This window comes from Robiginitalea rubriflava, from assembly GCF_052540725.1.
The window spans coordinates 2,627,984-2,648,756 of sequence record NZ_CP199309.1 but is presented as its reverse complement, the minus strand read 5'-3'; the positions used below and the strand labels follow the sequence as shown (position 1 = coordinate 2,648,756).

Below are 20,773 nucleotides of genomic sequence, written 5' to 3'. Positions count from 1 at the left end.
AGATGAAAAAAATCATTAGAACCGAAAAAGCCCCTGCACCCATTGGCCCGTATAACCAGGCGGTCCTGGCCGGGGATACGCTCTATGTTTCCGGACAGATTGCGCTTGATCCTGAAACAGAAGCCATGGTCCTGGGTACAATTGAAGATGAGACCGAGCAGGTCATGAAAAACCTTTCGGCCGTACTTTCGGCTGCCGGCCTCAATTTCAGCCATGTGGTAAAAAGCAGCATTTTCGTAAAGGACATGCACCAGTTCGCGAGGATAAACGAGGTCTATGCCCGCTACTTTGAGCCTGCCGAAGCCCCGGCACGGGAAACGGTGGAAGTCGCGAACCTCCCCAAGTTTGTGAATGTTGAAATTTCGATGATTGCAAAAAAGCCAGCTTAACACCTGAAGGCGTTAAATTCCAAGTACCACCCCGATAGTTATCGGGGCCAAGCACCAAGCACCAAATTCTAATTGGGATCTGGTCCCGATAGCTATCGGGATGGAATTTCTAAATGGTTTCTTTATGGAATTCCACCAACCCTTCGATGGGCCGTTGGCGGATCACTCCGCAGATAAGGTCATTGCGCTCGATCACGGCTTTTAGCTCTTCCCTCAGGTAGTAGGCAATACTTCCCACAAAATGCACCGGCACCTTGGTGGCCAGCTCAAACTGCATAATGTGGTTATTGACGAATTGCTGGAACCCCTTGTCAATAACTCCTTTACAATAGGGATGTTCCTTATGCTCTACAATAAAGCGGGCAAAGGTTGCCAGATAGGTATTCGGGTTGGGTCTTTTATACAGGTGTTCCTTGATGAAATCCGCATCCAGATTGTACTCCTTGTCAAACATCAGCCCCAGGTCCTGAGGCATTTTATGGTAGAAGTAATCGCGGATCAGTTTCCGCCCGAAAAAGTTTCCGCTCCCATCATCCATCAGGATATAGCCCAGGGAAGTTACTTTTTGGATGAGCTGATGGCCATCGTAATAGCTGCAGTTGGAGCCGGTCCCGAGAATACAGACTATCCCCTGATGCCCGATCTTCGTGGTGGAATAGATGGCAGCATAAGTATCTTCCTTGACCTCAACCTTCGCATTCGGAAAAAAGCTTTTAAAGATATTCCTGAGGAATTTCCTCATGCGCGCAGTCCCACAACCGGCACCGTAAAAATGGAGGCGCTTTACCTTTTTGCTGTTTTTGGCCAGCTCAAAATTGTTGGCCATCCGCTCTTCGATGACCTCCCGGCTGAGCACTTCCGGGCTCAATCCCAGGGTCTGGGTTATAAACAACTGCTCCCCCTTCTCATCAAGGGCTATCCAGTCTGCCTTGGTTGCCCCGCTGTCTACAATTACTACCATAGGTTTATTATAGTGAAAAAGCCCCCGGGAAGGTCATATCAGCTATGACTTCACAGAGGCTTATTAGGTTGTCATCCTCTAAATTATAAACTGTGAACGTACTGGGCCAGGTCTACAAGTTTATTGGAGTAGCCTGCTTCGTTATCATACCAGGAAACCACCTTGAAGAATTTGCTGTTCAGTTCTATCCCGGCATCCGCATCAAAAATACTGGTGCGCTTGTCTCCCACAAAATCCTGGGAAACAACCAATTCCTCTGTATACCCTAAAATTCCCTTTAGCTCTCCTTCAGAAGCTTTTTTAAAGGCTTTTTTGATCTCCTCATAAGATGTTTCCTTCTCCAGGCGCACTGTCAGGTCTACCACGGAGACATCCGCTGTAGGCACCCGAAAAGCCATCCCGGTAAGTTTTCCTTCCAATGCAGGGATTACTTTGGTAACGGCTTTAGCCGCCCCGGTTGCAGCCGGAATGATATTCAGCATGGCACTTCGCCCGCCCCGATAGTCTTTTCTGGAAGGCCCGTCAACAGTAAGCTGGGTGGCCGTAGTGGCATGTACGGTGGTCATCAGGCCTTCTTCAATCCCGAAGTTGTCATCCAGTACCTTGGCCAGAGGGGCCAGGCAGTTGGTGGTACAGCTGGCATTGGATACAATGGTATCCGATGCTTTTACATCCTTGTGGTTTACGCCCATTACAAACATGGGGGCATCCTTGGAGGGCGCTGAAATAACTACTTTTTTGGCTCCCCCGTCAATATGGCTTTGTGCCATATCCAGTGTAGTGAAGATTCCGGTACATTCTGCTACTATCTCCGCCCCTACAGCATCCCACTTCAGGTTTTTGGGGTCACGTTCTGCGGTTACCCGGATGGTCTTGCCATTTACAACCAGGTTTCCGTCCTCAACTGCAACGGTCCCGTTGAAACGCCCGTGAACGGAATCGTACTTCAGCAGGTATGCCAGGTGTTCTACGTCTAGCAGGTCATTGATCGCTACCACCTCTACATTATCCCGCTCCGCGGTAGCCCTGAGAACCAGTCTTCCGATGCGTCCAAATCCGTTTATTCCTATTTTTAATGTTGCCATTTCTAAAAAGTTTTTAGTTTAAATTGTCATTATATCGGAAACCCGTATGAGCTCCCGGTCTATTTTGGTATGTCCTTTAATTGCTTCCTCTATAGGAGTAAGTACTATTTCGTTGTCTATCATCCCTACCATCAGATTGGTCTTGCCATCCATCAGGGATTCAACGGCTTTTACGCCCATACGGCTTGCCAGAACCCTGTCAAAGGCAGTTGGGCTGCCTCCACGCTGCATATGGCCCAATACAGAAACCCGCACATCGTAAATGGGCAGGTATTCTTCGACGTATTCTTTCAGTTCAAAGACGTTCTTTCCTGTTTTGTCGCCTTCTGCCACAACTACAATACTGGAAGATTTTCCGGTTTTTTTGCTGCGCTTGAGTGAATCCAGCAGGCGTTCCAGCCCCAGGTTCTCCTCCGGGATCAGAATCTCCTCTGCCCCCGCGGCTACCCCTGCATTCAGGGCTATATGCCCTACGTCCCGTCCCATAACCTCAACAAAAAATAAGCGGTTATGCGAACTAGCAGTGTCCCGTATCTTATCAATGGCTTCCACTACAGTGTTCAGGGCCGTATCGTAACCCAGGGTATAGCGGGTTCCGAAGATATCGTTATCTATGGTCCCCGGAATGCCAATGACCGGGAAGTTGTACTCCTTATTGAAAATGGTCGCACCCCTGAAGCTGCCGTCCCCGCCGATTACCACAAAACCTTCAATCCCGGCTTTGGTAAGCTGTTCATGTGCCAGTTTGCGACCTTCCGGGGTTTTAAAATCCTCACAACGGGCCGATTTCAGGATGGTACCTCCTTTGTTGATGATATTGTTCACGCTGCGCGCATTCATAGGGACAAAGTCTCCCTCTATCATGCCCTGGTACCCCCTGTAAACCGCCATACACTCAACGTCCAGGTAGGCACAGGTCCGCACAACGGATCGTATAGCCGCGTTCATGCCCGGGGAATCCCCGCCGGAAGTCAGTACGGCTATTTTCTTAAGTGCTCTCTCCATTATTGTTTTAAGAACTGCAAAATTAACAAACTTCTGCCACAATACGAACCAAAAGAGGGCATTTCGGCTGCAATAATCCCGAAATCGTTTTCGTAAATTATTTGCAAAATAGCTGCAGATTAATCAATAAATTCTCCTGATTTCAGAAAGGTTTATTGTTTTTGGAGTAAAAACGTATGATGCTATCCTGCCCCATACCCCCTTCAGGAGCGGGTCTGGCTCCCCTGTTGTTTTGTGGGCTGTCCACTCTTTCCTTTTTGGTAAAAATACGCCTGAGCAGCTCCCTGAAACTATTAAAGTCTACCTCATAGGAAAGACCTACCCCCTGGGTATACCCCTGGTTGTCTGCCAGGAATTGCTGGATTTCATTTTGGCGGTTAAAGATGCGCATACTCAGGGTCCCTTCCTCGTTTAGCAATAATTGCACCTCGGCATCTCCTGCCACGGCAGATTCGCTTACCCCGCCTACCGGCACCCCGAAACGGCCGTTAAACAAAATGCGATCGCTTATTTTTGTTGAGACCGTAACCCCGATCCGATCTTCGGTTGCCACTTCGGCATTCGGATCCTGGTACCCCCCTTCATAGGAGAGTCCCAGATTGAATTTGTCCCCGTTGCTACCGAGTACCTGGTTGACCAGGCTGGAAGCAGTCTGATACAGGTTACCGGCCACTGCCTGCTGGTTAAGCCCGCCGGTCTCGTTTACAAAAGTACCCTGTGCCAGCAAGAAAAGGGCATTCCGCTCTTCAACAGTAGGGTCTTGCAGGCGGTATTCTAGTTCAGACTTTACAATAGAACTGGTCCCCGGAAACTCGATATCGAAATCCACGGTGGGTTGTTCGAGTTCGCCGGTGAGCCTGACGAGTACTTCAGTGGGAATCCTGCGGGTATAGGAAGCATTATCCAGTAGTGGTGCCGGATTGGCATTCAGGGAGTAGATCGCCTCCATGTTCAGGATGGCTTCCAGGGGTTCCCCGTCCCAGTTTATGGTACCTCCGGGCCGAACGGAGAAGGTGCGGTTAATTACTCCGCCCAGCTTGTAATTATACTCCCCGGTGACTACAACGAAGTCACCCCACATATTGAACTTCCCGTTGGTATTGATTTCCATAAATATAATCCCCTCCCCTGTGCCTTTCAGGGAGCTGCCCGTACGCTGGTCGATTACGATGGCCACCTCCGCGTCCGGGGTGACCAGCAAGTCAAACTCCAGTTCAAGACCCTGGTAATTTCTCAGGGTCCGTTGAGCCTCCACCGACTGCCGGGCATCCTTTTCGATAAAGTTGATAAAGGAATAATCCCCCACGGAAGTAACATCACTGATGGGTATTTTTAAGGAAGTCCCCCGGGCAGAGGAGCCGTCAAATTCTATTTTCAGCGCATTCGTTGGCCCGTAAATCCGTCCGTTGCCCGTAACAAAAGCTGTCCCATAATACAGTTCATCTTCACTGAATTCCGTATTGAGGATCAGAAAGCGGTTATTACCGGTGGCCACATTCAGGTCCAGTTCCCAGTTCGAAAAGAACTCGTGGGTTATAGTGCCGTCCAGGGTAGCCTGGGTGGCCTCGCTCACGTCTGTAAGCCGGATGTTCTGGAAATCAAAGGTCTGATTCGATAAGCTTACCACAGATCCCGGGGCAAAGTCGTAATTTACATTCAGATAGGGTATACCGATTCCGGCCTCATCCATTGTGAGGAAGCCGCCGAAATCCGGGTTGCGCAAATCCCCCTGAATGGCAACGGTCCCATTGAGTTTCCCGCGAATATCAGAAATTACCCCTTCCCCCAGGGGGCTGAATGGTTCCATCTGGAAATCCTTAAAACTAGCGGAGAGGTTGGCAGTAGGAACTTCACCGGTGTTCTGCACTGTCCCGATGACACTTAATTTCTCCCGGTCCTCATCGGTAATACGCGTATTTACCGAAAACTCCGTAAGGTTTTTATTTCCAACGATCCCGATATCCAGCTGACCCATGGGAATGCCATTTACTCCAAAATCTGCAATATTCAAATTGCCGATTGGCAGGTAAATATCATCTTCCTGACGCACATTCAGCACCCCGTTGATTTCCCCGCTGAGCTTCAGGCTGTCTATTGCCGGTGTTATCTTGTTCAGGGAAACGATTTTAAACCGGAGCTCCAGGTCTTTATAGGTTGAATCGGCCAGCTGTCCCTTTAAAATGATTTCTTCCCGGTTGTCATTGTTCATGACTATTTCCTCTATCTGAATGCTGTCCAGGGTTCTGTTAACAATCACCTTATTTCGATCGTTCCCGCTGCGGTTCAGCACCCAGGTATTCCCCTTAAAACTAACATCGGATCGTTTCAGGCCAATGACAGACTTGTTTTGCCTGTCAAATGTGTGGTAGAAATTCAGGTTGTAGCTGTCATTGTATTCACTTCCGCCTTTAAATTCCGTACGGAAAAAGAGGGTGTCGTTCAAGGTGGTGTTGATCAGATTGAAATCCTTCAGGTCGTAATAGACCGTAGACACATCTTCCACGGCAACATAAGTGTTGAAAAGCGGGTTTTTATTGTCTATACGGATATCGATATTATCCAGGGTATTTCCAAAAGCTGTAATGCTGGGGGATTTGAAATTAAGCTTGAAATCCCCACGGTCGGCTATGATATTTCCCCTGATAAAAGTATTGGGCCCAAAAGATACCTGAGGAAAAAAGACATCCACAATCTTATTGTAGATCTTAAAATTGAAATTCAAGCGTTGTCCCGGGGAAATCTCGTAGGGCTTGTAGTTGGTGTAAATACTTCCAATGGAATTCTGTAGCAGGCGGCCCAATTCCCGAACCTTAAAATTCCCGCGCATATAGCCCGTAATGATATCGGGGGAGTTGATTTCGATAGTCCTAAGGGTATCTGCATCAAAGCTGGATTCAATTTTAAAATCCTCAAAATAATAGGTGTTGTTTGCGTTTTTAAACTGTGTTTTACTGAAGCGGATATCCCCGCGAATATCATCCAGCGTATTCCCGATCACGTCCATGGCCAGGTCTCCCTGAAAGACGGAGACACTGTCTTTTATAAAATTAAGTTTAAAGAGATCTGCCTGCTGTACGTTGGCAACAAAATTAAAGGTGTGCTGCTCACTCCCGAAATCTGCCAATCCTTCAAAATTAAATATAAAATTGGGGTCTCTACAGATCAGGGAGCCATCAAACAACTGGTCCTTCAGGACTCCGGATACCGATATGTCCTTATAGTCATAACCATTGAAACCGAGGCTGTAAACCTCACCAATGACCTCTGTATTCAGGTTATCCTGGGTAAAACCCTGCCCTTCCACATTTAAATCCATGGAGGTTTTACCGAGGTTGGAATCCCCCGTAAATTTCCCCAGATTAAAATCGATCAGCGAAACGAAACCTTTATAGGTGGCTTTGTCGATATTGTCTACATTGGCCAGCTGCAAATCTACATAGCTGCTTCCTACCGCGCTGTTAATATTGACCTGGGTATCAACCGAAGAGGTAGTTACAACAGACTCCCCCCTGACTGTAAACTGCCCCAGTTTCTGTAGCGCAGAAGGCAGGGAATTCCCCAATAATTCAGGCATCAGCCCGCGCAGCTGATAATAAGAAGTGGTGATGTCCCGGATAGAAGCCTCCATCCGGAAATCGCCGTCTCTTTTAAAGAGGTTATAAAAATTGAAGTTACCACGGATCCCTGTATTATCGGTTACCAGAAAGAGATCTTCAAGAACTAGTGCGTTCAGTGTACCCTTAGCCGAGGTGTTTACTTGTACTTTCTTTCCTGCCCCGAATTTCGGGTACAGTTTATTGATTTCATCCAGGGCTACCTCTGAATCCACGAAACGGGCCGTTACCTGCACCTTATCTGTAAAGGCCCTGAAATCTTCGCGCTCGTAGTCAAACAACAGGCTCCCTTCCAGGCGGGATTCAGGGGTGCGGATGCTCAGGGAATCAAATCGCATTTGCTGTTTGGTGTAGGTAAAAGAGGTGGCCAGGCGGTCTACTTGCAAGTCACGTGGGCTTTTCAGGGATAGTGCCTCTATCTGCGTACGGACTTCAGGTCCCAGAATGGTAAAATCACTCGCAGCGATGTTGAGTTTTGTAAAGTCGAGTATTTGCGGGGAGTCCAGGTTTTCGTCCCTCAGGGAAAAGCGGCTCTGTCCAATGTCTACGCGCGAGGCGAAGAAATAAAAGGGGGGCGTCCCTTCGGCCCTGGGTTTCCCATCATCCAGTTTATCTATAAAAATCCCCAGGTTGGTATCAGGCCCGTCCCTGTAAGTCTTTAAATTCAGGTAGAGGTTCTGGATTTCAATGTCGCCAAATTCAAGTTTCCCCCCGGCCAGGTCCCTCAGGCTCAGGATGGAAGTATTTAACTCATTGATAAATACCAGGGTATCTTGCTGGTAATCTTCTATATAGATTTTCTCCAGGGCCGTATCCCAGCTAATTAGCGAGATACGTAACTTATCGATTTGTATATTGGTGCCAAACTCCTTGTTTATGCGGTCTGTGGCATAGCGCGCCAGGCGTGTTTGCACGGCAGGCAGGGAAAGGATAACCGTTCCCAGTACACAAAACACCAGGACAGCCAACAGGGTACGGACAAGTATTTTACGGAATTTCCTGATAGGGCCTAATGTTTTACCTTTGTATTTCCAATTTTTATTCCAAACGTGCCGAATTCAAAAGAAATTTATATCCTCGCGATAGAATCGTCCTGCGATGACACCTCCGCGGCTGTATTACACAACCGTAAAATGTTGAGCAATGTAGTCGCCACACAGCGGATTCACGAGGAATACGGCGGGGTTGTACCCGAGTTGGCCTCCAGGGCGCATCAGAAAAATATCGTCCCGCTGGTTCACCAGGCACTGGCCAAGGCAAATATCGACAAAAAACTAGTATCGGCCATAGCTTTTACCAGGGGTCCGGGCCTGATGGGATCCCTCTTGGTAGGTACCTCCTTTGCGAAGTCTCTCTCCCTGGGCTTACAGCTGCCACTGATAGAGGTAAATCACATGGAAGCACATATTCTGGCCCATTTTATCGAGGAGCCAGGCAAAACCCCTCCATCCTTCCCTTTTCTGGCCCTTACCATCAGCGGGGGGCACACCCAGATCGTTCTGGTACGGGATTATTTTCAAATGGAGGTGCTTGGGGAAACGCTGGACGACGCCGTAGGTGAGGCATTTGATAAAAGCGCCAAACTTATGGGCTTGCCTTATCCGGGAGGACCCCTCATAGACCAATATGCAAAAGATGGGGACCCTGAAAAATTCCCTTTCCCTATTCCAAAGGTAGATGGCCTTAATTTTAGTTTCAGCGGTTTGAAAACAAGCATTTTATACTTTCTCCAAAGGGAAAGCCAGCGGGATCCGGATTTTGTGACCCGGGAACGCAACCATATTTGTGCTTCAATTCAGCACACCATTGTCCGAATCCTAATGGAAAAGCTGACTCTGGCATCGGCACAAACGGGAATTAAGGAGATAGCCGTCGGAGGCGGAGTTTCTGCGAATTCCGGGATTCGGGAGGCCCTTCGCAATGCAGAAAACGAACTGGGCTGGAAAGTACATATTCCAAAACTTGAATACTGTACGGACAACGCCGGGATGATAGGCATTGTAGGATATTTGAAGTATCTTCAGGGTAGATTTACGGATCTGGGTGTAACGGCCCTTGCCCGCTACAGCATCAATTCCGGAAATTGAACAACTGTTTTTCTCAGCTTTCTGAACCATGGCTTACAATCAACAGATAGAACAAGAACTCAACGAATTGGTTATGGAACTGGGCACTGAGATAACCGATAACATACAGGTCAAAAAAATGTTTGGAGGCCTGGCCTACCTTTTTAATGGTAAAATGACGGTAGGGATCCTAAAAGATTCTCTGATGGCCAGGGTGGTGCCGGAAAAAATGGAGTCTACCCTGCAAGAGGAGTGGGTTTCCCCTATGGACTTTACGGGGAAGGTGATGAAAGAATTTGTACAAGTTTCCCCGGAAGGTCTACAAAGCAGGAAGCAACTGCGGCATTGGTTGCTACTGGGGCTGGAACACGCAAAAAGTAAATTGGAATAGTACTAAACAATATTGATTAAATGAATTACTTCTTTAATCCGGAGCTGGAACAAAACAGTAAAAAATTTTCATTCAGCCCCGAAGAGAGCCGTCATATCGCAAAGGTTTTACGGAAAAAGGAGGGGGATGAGATCCATGTAACCAATGGTAAGGGAATTTTATTTCATTGCCAGTTAATCCAGGCAGACCCAAAAAACTGCATGGCTGAAGTTCAGGAGGTCCGTAAAAATCACCCAAAGATGTATTCGCTGCACCTGGCAGTGGCCCCGCCCAAAAAGCTGGACCGCTTCCAGTGGTTCCTGGAAAAGGCAACCGAAATTGGCGTTAACGAAATAACGCCTATTATCTGTGAACGGTCTGAGCGCAGGACCCTCAGCAGCAGCAGGCTGCAACGGGTCATACAGGAAGCTATGAAACAAAGCCTGCGTACCTTTTTGCCCAAACTCAATGAACCGGTATCCTTTGCAGAATTCCTGGAACAAGAACAACCTGTGCTCCAATTCATTGCCCATTGCGAAAAGGAAGAGAAAATGGAATTGAAGCGAAGGGTAGCGGCTGATAAGGATATTGTAATATTGATCGGGCCGGAAGGGGATTTCAGTCCGGACGAAATCGCCGCCTCCTACGATAAGGGCTTTATTCCCGTATCCCTGGGCGAAAGCCGTTTAAGAACGGAAACAGCAGCCCTGGTGGCCTGTGCCACGGTGAACCTGATCAATAACACCTGATTAAGCCAGGTATAAGCGCCACTTAATAAACCCTTATGTTCTGTTTATGTTTACAGCAGTACAAACAGAATTTATAACTTTAATCTTATGAAGTTCGATCAGAAGCGTTTTTTCTTGTCCCTTAGCTGCCTTGTGCTGTTTGGTGCCAGTGCAGCTGCGCAGAGCCTTGGACTACTGAAGTATAAAGGAGGTGGAGACTGGTATGCAAATCCTACGGCGCTGCCCAACCTGGTAGAATTCTGTAATGCCGCTATAGGGACCCAGCTTGAGGCCACCGCCCAGACGGTGGAATTGGGCAGAGATGAATTGTTTCAATATCCGTTTTTACACATGACCGGGCACGGGAATGTACTTTTCAGCCCGGAAGAAGCCGAGACCCTTCGCCTGTATTTGCTGGCCGGGGGGTTTTTGCATATAGACGACAATTATGGGATGGCTCCGTACCTGCTCAAGGAATTGCCCAAAATATTCCCGGACAAGGAATTGGAAGAGATCGGCTCAGACCACCCTATTTTCAGGGAACCCTACCGATTTGCAGAAGGACTTCCCAAAATACACGAACACGACGGCAAAAGGCCGAGGGCCCTGGGTTATTTTCACGAAGGGCGACTGGTGCTGCTTTTTACCCTGGAGACTGATCTGGGGGACGGATGGGAAGACGCTGAGGTCCATAATGATCCCGAAGCGGTACGAAGGAAAGCCCTTCAAATGGGAGCCAATATCATTCACTACGCCTTTAAAAATTAAGTTTCTATGAATTCAAGAATCATCGCCAGTGGTATCTTAAGGGCGGTAGGGATCCTTACAGGGATCGTGCTCATCCTATATTTTTTATATATGATCCGCTCGGTAATCGCCTATGTCGTGATTGCAGCGGTCATTGCGCTGATCGGCAGGCCTGTAACCCATTTTCTCAGGAAGCGTTTAAAATTCGCGAATACCCTGGCAGTTATCTGTGTAATGCTGCTGATGGTTGGTATACTGGCTGGAATAATTTCGCTATTTGTCCCGCTGATTTCCGAACAGGGGAAAAACCTATCCCTCTTAAATATTGAGGGGCTCCGCGCCAACCTGGTCTCCCTCTACAAGCAAATTACCACCTATTTTGGTGCCTCCCCCGAACAGGTGTCTGATGTTATAGAGCAAACCCAGTTCGATGCCGAAATACTGCAGGGTTTGGATATGGGCTTTATTCCAAACATCCTGAATTCCTTTATGGACATACTGAGCAATGCCAGTATCGGCCTTTTTTCCATCTTGTTTATTTCCTTTTTCTTTTTAAAGGACAGCAACCTGTTAAAGAACAGCCTTCTTACGCTGGTTCCCGATCAGAAAGAACAAAATCTAATCCACTCCTTTGAAAAAATAAATAACCTGCTCTCCCGCTATTTTGTGGGGCTCTTGTTACAGATCAGTGTGCTTTTTGTGATTTACACCATTGTTTTACTGCTGGTGGGTATAGAAGACGCAGTGGTTATTGCCTTCCTTTGCGCCCTCTTTAATGTTATTCCTTATATCGGGCCTATTATCGGAGGCGTGCTTATGATATTGCTGACCATGACCAGTAACCTGGGTGCCGATTTCAGTTCAGTAATCCTGCCGGATGTCGGCTGGGTTTTTCTCGGTATTGTAATCGGCCAACTCGTGGATAATTTCTTTTCCCAGCCCTTTATTTTTTCCAGCAGCGTGCGCTCCCATCCACTTGAAATATTTTTAATAATAATAATCGCAGGTCTCTTGTTCGGGGTAGTCGGAATGATTGTTGCAGTGCCCGGATATACCGCTATAAAGGTTATTTTAAAGGAATTTCTGGCCGAAAATAAAATTGTAAAAAATCTGACCCAGAATTTATAGTTTTACTTTGAATAAAAAAATATTAAATACTGGTGTACAGGATTTTATACGAAAAAAATTAAAGGCTGACATCCTGTCAGTTTCCCTCTCACGGAGCCCTTTTCCGGACATTGATTCCCGGGAACTGGCCCAGCAGCTCTCCGGCTTGCAAAAAGCCGAAAAAAAACTACCGCTCTGGTTTGAAAAAAGGGAGATTTACTATCCTCCCGGCCTGAATCTCGAACAGAGCTCCTCCCAACTTACAGCCGGGTATAAGGCAAGCCTGGTAGGTGGAAAATCACTGCTGGACCTGACCGGCGGCTTCGGGGTAGATAGCTTCTTTTTCAGCCGGCAGGTGGAGTCAGTTTTATATTGCGAACACAACCAAGAACTGGCCGAAGTAGCCCGGCATAATTTTAAAATCCTCGGTGTTGAAAACATCCGGGTATACGATAAAGACGGTCTTTCGGTCCTGGATGAAATGATCCAAAAAAACCAGCTTCTGGATTGGGTTTACGCAGACCCTTCGCGCCGGGATGCAGCCAAACGCAAAGTTTTCCTGCTGGAAGACTGTGAACCCAATATACCTGAAATCCTATCCCGGGTTTTTCAGCTCAGTCCGCGAATGATGATCAAAACCTCTCCGATGCTGGACCTGCAGGCCGCACGTCAAACCCTGAGCGGGGTTCGGGAGGTTCATATAATTGCTGTAAAGAATGAAGTTAAGGAACTGCTCTTTCTCTTGGAAGGCCAGTGGGAAGGACCTGGCAGAGTGGTTACGGTGAACCTGCAAACCCAGGACCAGGCCTTTTCCTTTTATCCGGAAGAGGAAATGGCGGCGGAAAGCAGCTACAGCCTACCATTGCAATATCTCTACGAACCCAATGCAGCCATCCTCAAATCAGGGGCCTTTAAACTGGCAGGTACTCGCTTCGGGCTTCAGAAACTGCATCGCCATACACATCTGTACACATCGGATAGCTTGGTTGAGTATCCGGGCAGACGCTTCGAAGTCAAACAAGTTTTACCCTATAAGCCCGGGAAACTACCTTTTTCAAAGGCAAACATCAGTTGCCGGAATTTTCCGGAATCCGTTGCACGGGTCAGAAAACGAAATAAAATCTCGACCGGAGGGGATCAGTACCTCTTTTTTGTTCGCTGCGCAGATGAAAGCCTTCAGGTTATTGAGACTTCTAAAGTCTGAGGGTACGGTGGTCATTAGGGGCATTCCCATTTAAAATCGGCCACCGCATAGGCAGATGCAGCCTTCAGATTATAATGCCACCACTCCGTCCGTATGGACCAGAAACCGTGGGCTTCCATTACGCTTTTTAAAAGACGTCGGTTTTCCAACACATGGGCCGGTAAGGCTGTGTGATCGTGATGTGCCCGGGGCCCGAAAAAATCAAAATCTGTACCCATGTCCAGCATTTCCCCGTCCGGGCTTTCCAGGGTGATGTCTACCGCTCCCCCCTTGTTATGGATAGATCCTTTTACGGGGTTCGCGACATATTGTGGGTTGGGGAAGATGTCCCACATGGCGTACTGCACACTATTGGGGCGGTAACAGTCAAAAAAACGGATGCGGTAGCCCTGGCTCTGAAAAACGGCATTCGCGGCTATAAGTGCACGCGCTGTGCTGACCCGGGTATAGCATTCCGCACATTCATATACTGCCTCCTTTAAAAAATTATTGGCTGTGGCATAGCGGAGATCATACGAAAAGGCATTACTGTAATCCGCCAGACGGATAAACAGGCTGTCCGGAAGCGTTTCCAGTGGCGGCAAGGTTGGAGCCTTAACCTCAACCTCAGTGGTGTCTGAAGGGATTGTATCGGCTGGCAGGCCCTGAAGGGCAGGCTGTTCCCGGGAAGGTTCGCCTTTGCAACTGAACAACTGTAAACTACCCGACAACAGTAAAACAGTAAGAATGACTATATAAAGGTAACTCCTATGCTTTCTCCGCTGAATCATGGGCTTAAAGATAGGAATTCCTTCCTGAGGAATATCCCGCAGGGCGCATACGTATGAACCAATTGCTTACCTTTAGGTGCAAACCCATATTTCCCTGAAATCTTGAAGAATTATATACGTTTTTTCCTGTTATTTATCCCCTTTGCCCTGAGCTCGCAGCAGCCCTGGCTCACCGGTTTCACCAAACCCGAAATTAACCCGGTATTGCAGGCGGATGCAAGTTTTCGCTTTTACTGCCCTGTGAAAAAAGACAGCGTAAACTGGCAGCAGGCCGATGTTTTCAACCCGGCTGCCATCGTTCGGAACGACACGGTTTTTATGTTCTTTCGCGCGGAGGACAACCCGGACGCCAGGCTTGGGGAACGCACCTCGCGCATTGGCCTTGCCTATAGTACCGACGGGCTTCATTTTGAAAAGTATCCGCAGCCTGTTTTATTTCCGGACAATGATGCCTTTTCCGAGTGGGATTACCCTGGCGGGGTGGAAGACCCCAGGGTGGTAGAGCTTGAAGACGGGAGTTACCTGATGCTGTATACCAGCTGGAACCAGCAGACCGCCAGGCTCTCCAGTGCGACTTCCCGGGATTTATACCACTGGACCAAACAGGGGCCTGTGTTTGAAAATGCTTATGACGGTGCCTTTCTCGATACCTGGAGCAAATCAGGCGCCGTAGTGACCGAACTGAAAAACGGACGACTGATCGCCAAAAAAATAAACGGAGAGTACATCATGTACTGGGGGGAACTTTTTGTAAATGTAGCCCGTTCCGGCGACGGAATGGACTGGATACCAGAGCGGGATTCTGAAGGACAGCTCGCTAAAAGTTTTTTGCCAAGCCCGGGCAAGTTTGACAGCCATCTGGTGGAACCCGGCCCTCCGGCACTCTACACTGAGGAGGGTTTCCTGCTGATCTACAATGGGAAAAACCTGAGCGGTCCCGGGGCCGGAACAGAAACCCCGGAAGGCACCTATTGCGGTGGTCAGGCCCTTTTTGACCGGGATAACCCTTCCAAACTTATCAAACGTCTTGAGAAGCCCTTTATCTGCCCCAGCCTGCCACACGAACTCAGCGGCCAGTACCAGGCCGGTACCACCTTTACAGAGGCCCTTGTGTATTTCAGGGATCAATGGATATTGTATTACGGCACAGCTGATTCTATGGTTGGGGTTGCAATACGGCCCGCAACAAATCACTAGTTTTGGTCTTCAGGGGGTTAATCTTTTACGGAGCTGAGCTGCTTGAGATAAGCCAGGCTCTTCGGGAGCTGCTCCAGTACGGAATCTGATTCATCTTCCAGGAAAATATAGGAAATACCCAACTCCCCTGCCCGTTTGACAATGGCTGCGATGTCTATTTGCCCCTCCCCCAGAATTACATTCGTATTGACGTCTGCCTGCCCGCTGAAATCGCCTTTATATCCCCTTTGCATGTCCTTGAGGTGCAACAGGGGAAACATCTGTGGATAGGTATTGAGAAGTTCCAAAGGATCCTGCCCGGCATGCTGTACCCAGTACACGTCCATCTCGAAACGAAAGTGCTCTGCCCTGGAGAGCAGTTCGTCAAAAAGCGTTCCGCTGCTGTAGGGTTTGAATTCATAACCATGCGGGTGATAGACCAGTTCCAGCCCTGCTTTTTCGAACAGTGCCCCGGCCTTGTTAAAGACCCTGGCCGCTTTTTCAATATCAGCCAGGCCAAATTGATTCTGGCGGTGCGGGATCCAGGCGCACATTATAAATTCAGCTCCGTATTCCCTGGCCAGGGCAAGCACTTTTTCCGGTTCACGGTCCAGATGCTCGAAGGAGGCCCCTACACTTACAGCCTGTAAACCATACCTTTTGAGCAATGCCAGGAATTCCGGGAGGGGCATCCCATAGGTATCCCCACCCTCTATATATTGAATGTTGTTGCTTTTGATAAATTGGAGCGTTTGTTCAACATCGGACTTGAACTGCTTGCGCAGGCTGTAGAGTTGCAACCCGATTTTTTGTGCGTTTGAAACCATTGAGCACATACAGAGGGCTGCAAGGATAACAATAAACCAAAAGTTGGTCTTCCCCATCAGACGAATCAGGTCAGCAAATTTCCCTCCTCGTCCCATTCAGCAATAATCCCCCGTTTGCTCTGGTCTACACAACGGGATTCCCATTCGGGATCATAGGCCATGCCATGGGCATCCAGCACGTCCTGAGGGACCCCATCCCATACGTTGGGCATATTGCCTTTATACCCCAGGTCTTCGATGCCGATCTTGGAGGTATAATACCCGCATACCGTGAGGTTGCGCATCAGATTAAAAAACTGGATCTCCAGCGGGTGGTCTCCCATGGGTAGGTCTGTGTCGTAATAGGCAATGCCGTCCAGCAGGGCTTTCTGCTTTTCGGGTTCCGTAATTTTAAATTCGGTACCAAAGTCCGTGTTACTGCGGTGGTCCAGCCACATCAGGCCGCCCCTGAGGGTGGTTTGCAATTCGGGAATGTCTTTGGCCATAAATTCAATAAATTCCGGCACTCCTGCATCTACAGCCCCTCCGGAAGTTTCATTGGGCGGCAGGATCAGGTTGGAAAGCACTGCTATCGTTTCCATTTCATGCGGATTGAAAAAGGTTTCCGCCTGCAGTTCCGCAATAAGTTCCTTTTCCTCCGGGGTTCGTCCGAAAAAGCGTTCATCCACCAGTGCCTGCAGGTCATCAGCCCCTTCTCCTGAAGGTTTACAACCGTAAAGGGCCAGCCCCCCGGCCACACTTCCCAATAAAATTGATTTTAAACTCGCTCTGCGGTCCATATCAGATATTTTGTTGTTTGAGTTGATCTACAATGTATTCCGATGCCCTCCAGGAAAGGGCAAGGATGGTCCATGTACAGTTCTTGTCTGCCTGTGAGACAAAAGGCCCCGCATCGGTAATAAATACGTTATCCACCTCGTGCAATTGCTGAAAACGGTTGGTTACCGAGGTTTTCGGATCATCCCCCATTCGGGTGGTGCCCACCTCATGTATTATCCTTCCCGGGGTTTCCAGGCCGTAATCCCATTCGGCAGCCGGGGTACTCCCCAGGGGCTCACCGCCCATGTTATAAATAATCTCTTCAAAGGTTTGCTGCATGTGACGGGCCTGCTTTCGCTCGTAATCGGACCATTTGTAGTGAAAACGCAGGACGGGTATCCCGAATTCATCTACAGTGGTCGGATCTATTTCACAATAGTTGTCCTTGCGGGCAATGGATTCTCCACGCCCCCCAAAGCCCACTACCGAACCGTAGTATTTTTTCACATCCCTGCGCAGTTGCTCTCCGTAGCCCCCGGTTTTCAGACCAAAGAATTTATTGAAATCATTGGGGTTAAAACCAAAGCCGTAATTGGGCATCCCCATGCCGCCCCACACTTCTATATGGTAACCCCGGGGGAAATCCAGATTTTTATTGTCCAGCCACCAGGGGGAATAAACGTGCATGCCCCCTACCCCGTCCTCGTTGTATATCTTCCGGTCCATCAGTGCCGGGATAAACCCGGCGCGGCTGGCCCCGGTTGAGTCGTGCAGGTATTTGCCGACTATATCACTGCTATTACCAAGTCCGTTGGGGTGTTGGGTGCTTTTTGAATTCAGGAGGATACGGGCCGAACTGCAGGCGGAGGCTGCCAGGATTACTACCTTCCCCTTTAGGCTGTATTCTTTGCGGTCTTCCTTATTGATGTAGGAAACTCCCGTGGCCTTTCCCTCGGCATTGGTAGTAACCTCCCGTACCATAGAATTTACAAAAAGGTCTACCTGCCCCCTGCTTTTCTGGGCAGGAAAAATAAGGCAGCTGCCGGAAGAGAAATCGGCATATACCTGGCAGGCACGGCTGCACTGCCCGCAATAGAAACAAACGCCCCGCTCCTTGTTAATTTTCTTGGTCAACATAGACATACGGGAGGGGATTACGGGTATTCCTGCTTTGCGCGCACCTTTGATATAATACAGTTCGTGCAGGCGGGGTTTGGGAGGCGGCAGGAAAAAGCCGTCCGGCTCATTGGGCAGGTTTTCCCGGGTTCCGAATACCCCTATCAATTTGTCAACTTTATCGTAATACGGTTTTACATCCTCATAGGATATGGGCCAGTTATCCCCAAGGCCATCCACATCCTTATGCTTAAAATCTCTGGGGCCAAAACGTAGGGAAATGCGGCCCCAGTGATTGGTACGGCCCCCCAGCATCTGTGAGCGGAACCAGTCAAAACGAGTGCCGTCTTTGTGGGTGTAGGGCTGACCCTCTATTTCCCATCCGCCATAGGCGGCATCCCATTCCCCGAATGCCCGGGTGGTCCCGGCACCCCGACGCGGGGATTCATAGGGCCATTTCATTTGAGTCTGCTGTTCGGGGTTTTTCGGATCAAAGAAGGGGCCGGCCTCCACTACCGCAACTTTCAGGCCGGCATCTGCCAGCACCTTGGTAGCCATTCCCCCTCCTGCACCGGAACCGACAATTATGGCGTCGTACACGGTGCCCTGTTCTTTAATTTGCATGTTGGTTTGTTCTTTCCTACTAAAGATACAAGCCTTCTGCTGTTTTGACCAGCATTTATTTTAAAATTTTAATAGGATTCAGAAAGGCTGAGGTAGGGACAAAATAAGGCTGTCCTTCTCGTTCAGCTGGGAAAGCGCCCTTTCAACTGTGGTCACAGGGAGTTTGCAACTGTGGTTCTGGCAGACATAAATATAGGTTTCCCCGGCTACAAAACGCTGGTCGTATAGCGGTAATTCCGAAGGCATCTTACTGGCAACCACCAGGGCATTAGGCAGGAAATTCCGGTTCATTTCCGCTTGGAGATCCCTTGCCTGATCCCCGACAATGGCCACTTCGTAATAATTATTCTGCTGTAACAGCAACAGGCTACCCCAGGCGGCGTAGTTCTGAGGGCTCTGTAAAAATCTACCGCTGAGCAGGCGGAGCATTTCCTGGTGTTGCTGCAGGTAGGCCTTGTCATACTTAAAATGGCCCAGCTTCAGAAATAAATCCGCCATTACGGTGTTGGGCGAGGGCAGTACCCCGTCTGTGGTTTTTACAATGGCTGCGATGAGTTCATCGTCTTTTTTAAACCGGTAGAGCGGAGAATCCGTTTTCCGGAAACGCGCTTCGGCCTCTGCTATCAGTTCTTCTGCGGTATTCAGGTACGCCTCATCGGCCGTTGCCTGATAGAGCCTGAAAGCCGCCTGGGCCATATAGGTGTAATCTTCAAGGAAGCCGGGCTGGGTTGCAGCTCCTTTTTTAAAGCTGTGCTGCAGGTCTCCGGAATCATAGGTCTGTTCCATCACTCTGGCAAAGAGACCTGCTGCTTCTTTCAGGTAGTCAGCATTGTCAAAGGCCTCGTAGGCTGTTACCAGGGAAGTGACCAACAATGCATTCCAGGAGGTAATGATCTTATCATCCATCCCGGGGCGTGTCCGCTGGCTTCGCTCTTGCATAAGCACTTTATGCCAGTTGCTTTTCAATGCACTTAATTCAGGAAGGGTTATGCCCCGCTTTTGGGCGTACGCCTCGTCTGACTGGCTGCGATACAGTACCCAATCCGCTTTGTTCTGGCCGGCTGTCCCTTCAATTCCGTAATAGTCCGCAAAGGTGTCAAACTCCCCACCCAGGAGTGACTTCAGGTCCGCTCCAGACCAGGTATAGTATTTTCCTTCAACCCCCTCACTATCCGCATCCAGGGCTGCATAATAGCCTCCCTCAGGGTTTTTCATTTCCTGCCTGAGGAATCCAAATATGCGTTCTGCTGTTTCCCGGAATTCGGGATCCTGATAAAATTTAAAAGCCCTTGCATACACCCCAATAAGCTGGGCATTATCGTAAAGCATTTTTTCAAAATGGGGAATTCTCCATTCAGAGTCGGTACTGTAGCGGTAAAAGCCCCCGCCCAGTTGATCAAAAACACCCCCTCTGCTCATCAGCCGCAGCGTTTTCCTGAGATGTTCCCCTGCCTGCTGATCTTTTGTAAGGTATGCGTAATCCAAGAGGAAATCCAGGTTTGAGGGCAACATAAACTTCTGCTCTCCCCTGAACCCACCCCATTGCAGGTCCCAGTCGTTTTTCCAGAGCTCCACAGCTCCTGAGATCGTCTCCATCCCCGGGATTCCTTCGGCAGCCGGTGCTTCGATCAGGTTTACTTCTGCGATCCCTTTGGCCACACGGTCTGCATATTCATTTGCCTTTTGGGGATCTTCCCGGTAGAGGCGGTTGATTTCTGTCAGGACCTGCATCCACCTTTCGGTTGGATGATACGTACCTCCGTAAAGGGGTTTTCCGTTGGGTAAAACCAAAACGTTCAAAGGCCATCCGCCCGAGCCGGTCATCAGTTGTACGGCTGTCATATACACGTGGTCCACATCAGGCCGCTCTTCCCGGTCTACTTTTACGTTTATAAAGTTTTCATTCATAAAGCGTGCGACCGAATCATTTTCAAAGGTTTCCTCTTCCATCACATGGCACCAATGGCAGGAAGAATAACCGATGCTGATTAAAACAAGCTTATCCTCGGCTTTGGCCATCTCCCAAATATTATCGCTCCAGGCTTGCCAGTGCACAGGGTTTTCGGCATGTTGTAACAAATAGGGGCTGGTTTCCCCGGCAAGCATATTGCGCCGGGAATCAGCTTCAGGTCCTTTGCATGCCCAATTTAAACAGCAAAGAAACAGCAAGAGGCAAAGAGGTTTCAGGTATACAGGGAAATGTGTTGATAGGGCCTTTTTCATAG

General features: G+C 48.9%; 17 protein-coding genes. 8 read left to right on the top strand and 9 right to left on the bottom strand.

Going from position 1 to position 20,773, the window contains the following annotated elements:
• Nucleotides 1-2 precede the first annotated feature (2 nt).
• Nucleotides 3-389, top strand: a complete 387-nt coding sequence (locus ACT6NU_RS12045; protein ID WP_445381917.1) for a RidA family protein — start codon at nt 3-5, stop codon at nt 387-389.
• 109 nt (nt 390-498) lie between these two features.
• Here ACT6NU_RS12045 and ACT6NU_RS12040 read toward each other — a convergent pair whose 3' ends face one another.
• From ACT6NU_RS12040 to ACT6NU_RS12025, 4 genes are all read right to left on the bottom strand, one after another.
• The gene (locus ACT6NU_RS12040; protein WP_445381916.1) at nt 499-1,350 is read right to left on the bottom strand and encodes an N-acetylglucosamine kinase; all 852 of its coding nucleotides are present in this window, start codon (nt 1,348-1,350) and stop codon (nt 499-501) included.
• An 83-nt stretch (nt 1,351-1,433) separates the two neighbouring features.
• Nucleotides 1,434-2,435 (bottom strand): type I glyceraldehyde-3-phosphate dehydrogenase, encoded by a 1,002-nt coding sequence (gap, locus tag ACT6NU_RS12035; protein ID WP_445381915.1) that lies wholly within the window; start codon nt 2,433-2,435, stop codon nt 1,434-1,436.
• An 18-nt stretch (nt 2,436-2,453) separates the two neighbouring features.
• Nucleotides 2,454-3,440: a 6-phosphofructokinase gene (gene pfkA, locus ACT6NU_RS12030; protein WP_445381914.1), complete on the bottom strand. Its 987-nt coding sequence runs from the start codon at nt 3,438-3,440 to the stop codon at nt 2,454-2,456.
• Nucleotides 3,441-3,582: 142 nt separating this feature from the next.
• The gene (locus ACT6NU_RS12025; RefSeq protein WP_445383862.1) at nt 3,583-8,025 is read right to left on the bottom strand and encodes a translocation/assembly module TamB domain-containing protein; all 4,443 of its coding nucleotides are present in this window, start codon (nt 8,023-8,025) and stop codon (nt 3,583-3,585) included.
• A 78-nt stretch (nt 8,026-8,103) separates the two neighbouring features.
• Between ACT6NU_RS12025 and tsaD the strand changes: the two genes are divergently transcribed.
• The 6 genes from tsaD (at nt 8,104) to ACT6NU_RS11995 (ending at nt 13,276) form a co-directional block, all read left to right on the top strand.
• On the top strand, nt 8,104-9,141 hold the full coding sequence (gene tsaD, locus ACT6NU_RS12020) for a tRNA (adenosine(37)-N6)-threonylcarbamoyltransferase complex transferase subunit TsaD (protein WP_445381913.1): 1,038 nt from the start codon (nt 8,104-8,106) through the stop codon (nt 9,139-9,141).
• Between the two features lie 28 nt (nt 9,142-9,169).
• Nucleotides 9,170-9,511 carry a TfoX/Sxy family protein gene (locus ACT6NU_RS12015; protein ID WP_445381912.1) on the top strand — a complete coding sequence of 114 codons (342 nt, stop codon included), beginning with the start codon at nt 9,170-9,172 and terminating at the stop codon, nt 9,509-9,511.
• Between the two features lie 20 nt (nt 9,512-9,531).
• Nucleotides 9,532-10,239 (top strand): 16S rRNA (uracil(1498)-N(3))-methyltransferase, encoded by a 708-nt coding sequence (locus tag ACT6NU_RS12010; RefSeq protein WP_445381911.1) that lies wholly within the window; start codon nt 9,532-9,534, stop codon nt 10,237-10,239.
• Between the two features lie 87 nt (nt 10,240-10,326).
• Nucleotides 10,327-10,986, top strand: coding sequence for a DUF4159 domain-containing protein (locus ACT6NU_RS12005; RefSeq protein ID WP_445381910.1), 660 nt, complete (start codon nt 10,327-10,329; stop codon nt 10,984-10,986).
• Between the two features lie 6 nt (nt 10,987-10,992).
• The gene (locus ACT6NU_RS12000) at nt 10,993-12,093 is read left to right on the top strand and encodes an AI-2E family transporter (protein ID WP_445381909.1); all 1,101 of its coding nucleotides are present in this window, start codon (nt 10,993-10,995) and stop codon (nt 12,091-12,093) included.
• Nucleotides 12,094-12,100: 7 nt separating this feature from the next.
• The gene (locus tag ACT6NU_RS11995) at nt 12,101-13,276 is read left to right on the top strand and encodes a THUMP-like domain-containing protein (protein ID WP_445381908.1); all 1,176 of its coding nucleotides are present in this window, start codon (nt 12,101-12,103) and stop codon (nt 13,274-13,276) included.
• 14 nt (nt 13,277-13,290) lie between these two features.
• Here ACT6NU_RS11995 and ACT6NU_RS11990 read toward each other — a convergent pair whose 3' ends face one another.
• Nucleotides 13,291-14,046: a M15 family metallopeptidase gene (locus tag ACT6NU_RS11990; protein ID WP_445381907.1), complete on the bottom strand. Its 756-nt coding sequence runs from the start codon at nt 14,044-14,046 to the stop codon at nt 13,291-13,293.
• Between the two features lie 102 nt (nt 14,047-14,148).
• Here ACT6NU_RS11990 and ACT6NU_RS11985 point away from each other — a divergent pair, with 102 nt between their 5' ends.
• The gene (locus ACT6NU_RS11985; protein ID WP_445381906.1) at nt 14,149-15,243 is read left to right on the top strand and encodes a glycoside hydrolase family 130 protein; all 1,095 of its coding nucleotides are present in this window, start codon (nt 14,149-14,151) and stop codon (nt 15,241-15,243) included.
• A 17-nt stretch (nt 15,244-15,260) separates the two neighbouring features.
• Here ACT6NU_RS11985 and ACT6NU_RS11980 read toward each other — a convergent pair whose 3' ends face one another.
• From ACT6NU_RS11980 to ACT6NU_RS11965, 4 genes are all read right to left on the bottom strand, one after another.
• Nucleotides 15,261-16,145 carry a sugar phosphate isomerase/epimerase family protein gene (locus tag ACT6NU_RS11980; protein ID WP_445381905.1) on the bottom strand — a complete coding sequence of 295 codons (885 nt, stop codon included), beginning with the start codon at nt 16,143-16,145 and terminating at the stop codon, nt 15,261-15,263.
• Nucleotides 16,115-16,828: a gluconate 2-dehydrogenase subunit 3 family protein gene (locus tag ACT6NU_RS11975; RefSeq protein ID WP_445381904.1), complete on the bottom strand. Its 714-nt coding sequence runs from the start codon at nt 16,826-16,828 to the stop codon at nt 16,115-16,117. Before ACT6NU_RS11975 ends, ACT6NU_RS11980 begins: the two co-directional genes overlap by 31 nt.
• Before the next feature lies 1 nt (nt 16,829).
• On the bottom strand, nt 16,830-18,548 hold the full coding sequence (locus ACT6NU_RS11970) for a GMC family oxidoreductase (RefSeq protein ID WP_445381903.1): 1,719 nt from the start codon (nt 18,546-18,548) through the stop codon (nt 16,830-16,832).
• Nucleotides 18,549-18,626: 78 nt separating this feature from the next.
• Entirely contained in the window at nt 18,627-20,771 is a 2,145-nt protein-coding gene (locus ACT6NU_RS11965; RefSeq protein WP_445381902.1) for a thioredoxin domain-containing protein, read from the bottom strand.
• Nucleotides 20,772-20,773 lie beyond the last annotated feature (2 nt).

Coding starts and splice junctions, on each gene's coding strand:
- ACT6NU_RS12045 (WP_445381917.1), top strand. CDS start 3: ATGAAAAAAATCATTAGAACCGAAAAAGCCCCTGCACCCATTGGCCCG.
- ACT6NU_RS12040 (WP_445381916.1), bottom strand. CDS start 1,350: ATGGTAGTAATTGTAGACAGCGGGGCAACCAAGGCAGACTGGATAGCC.
- gap (WP_445381915.1), bottom strand. CDS start 2,435: ATGGCAACATTAAAAATAGGAATAAACGGATTTGGACGCATCGGAAGA.
- pfkA (WP_445381914.1), bottom strand. CDS start 3,440: ATGGAGAGAGCACTTAAGAAAATAGCCGTACTGACTTCCGGCGGGGAT.
- ACT6NU_RS12015 (WP_445381912.1), top strand. CDS start 9,170: ATGGCTTACAATCAACAGATAGAACAAGAACTCAACGAATTGGTTATG.
- ACT6NU_RS12010 (WP_445381911.1), top strand. CDS start 9,532: ATGAATTACTTCTTTAATCCGGAGCTGGAACAAAACAGTAAAAAATTT.
- ACT6NU_RS12005 (WP_445381910.1), top strand. CDS start 10,327: ATGAAGTTCGATCAGAAGCGTTTTTTCTTGTCCCTTAGCTGCCTTGTG.
- ACT6NU_RS12000 (WP_445381909.1), top strand. CDS start 10,993: ATGAATTCAAGAATCATCGCCAGTGGTATCTTAAGGGCGGTAGGGATC.
- ACT6NU_RS11990 (WP_445381907.1), bottom strand. CDS start 14,046: ATGATTCAGCGGAGAAAGCATAGGAGTTACCTTTATATAGTCATTCTT.
- ACT6NU_RS11980 (WP_445381905.1), bottom strand. CDS start 16,145: ATGGGACGAGGAGGGAAATTTGCTGACCTGATTCGTCTGATGGGGAAG.
- ACT6NU_RS11975 (WP_445381904.1), bottom strand. CDS start 16,828: ATGGACCGCAGAGCGAGTTTAAAATCAATTTTATTGGGAAGTGTGGCC.
- ACT6NU_RS11970 (WP_445381903.1), bottom strand. CDS start 18,548: ATGCAAATTAAAGAACAGGGCACCGTGTACGACGCCATAATTGTCGGT.
- ACT6NU_RS11965 (WP_445381902.1), bottom strand. CDS start 20,771: ATGAAAAAGGCCCTATCAACACATTTCCCTGTATACCTGAAACCTCTT.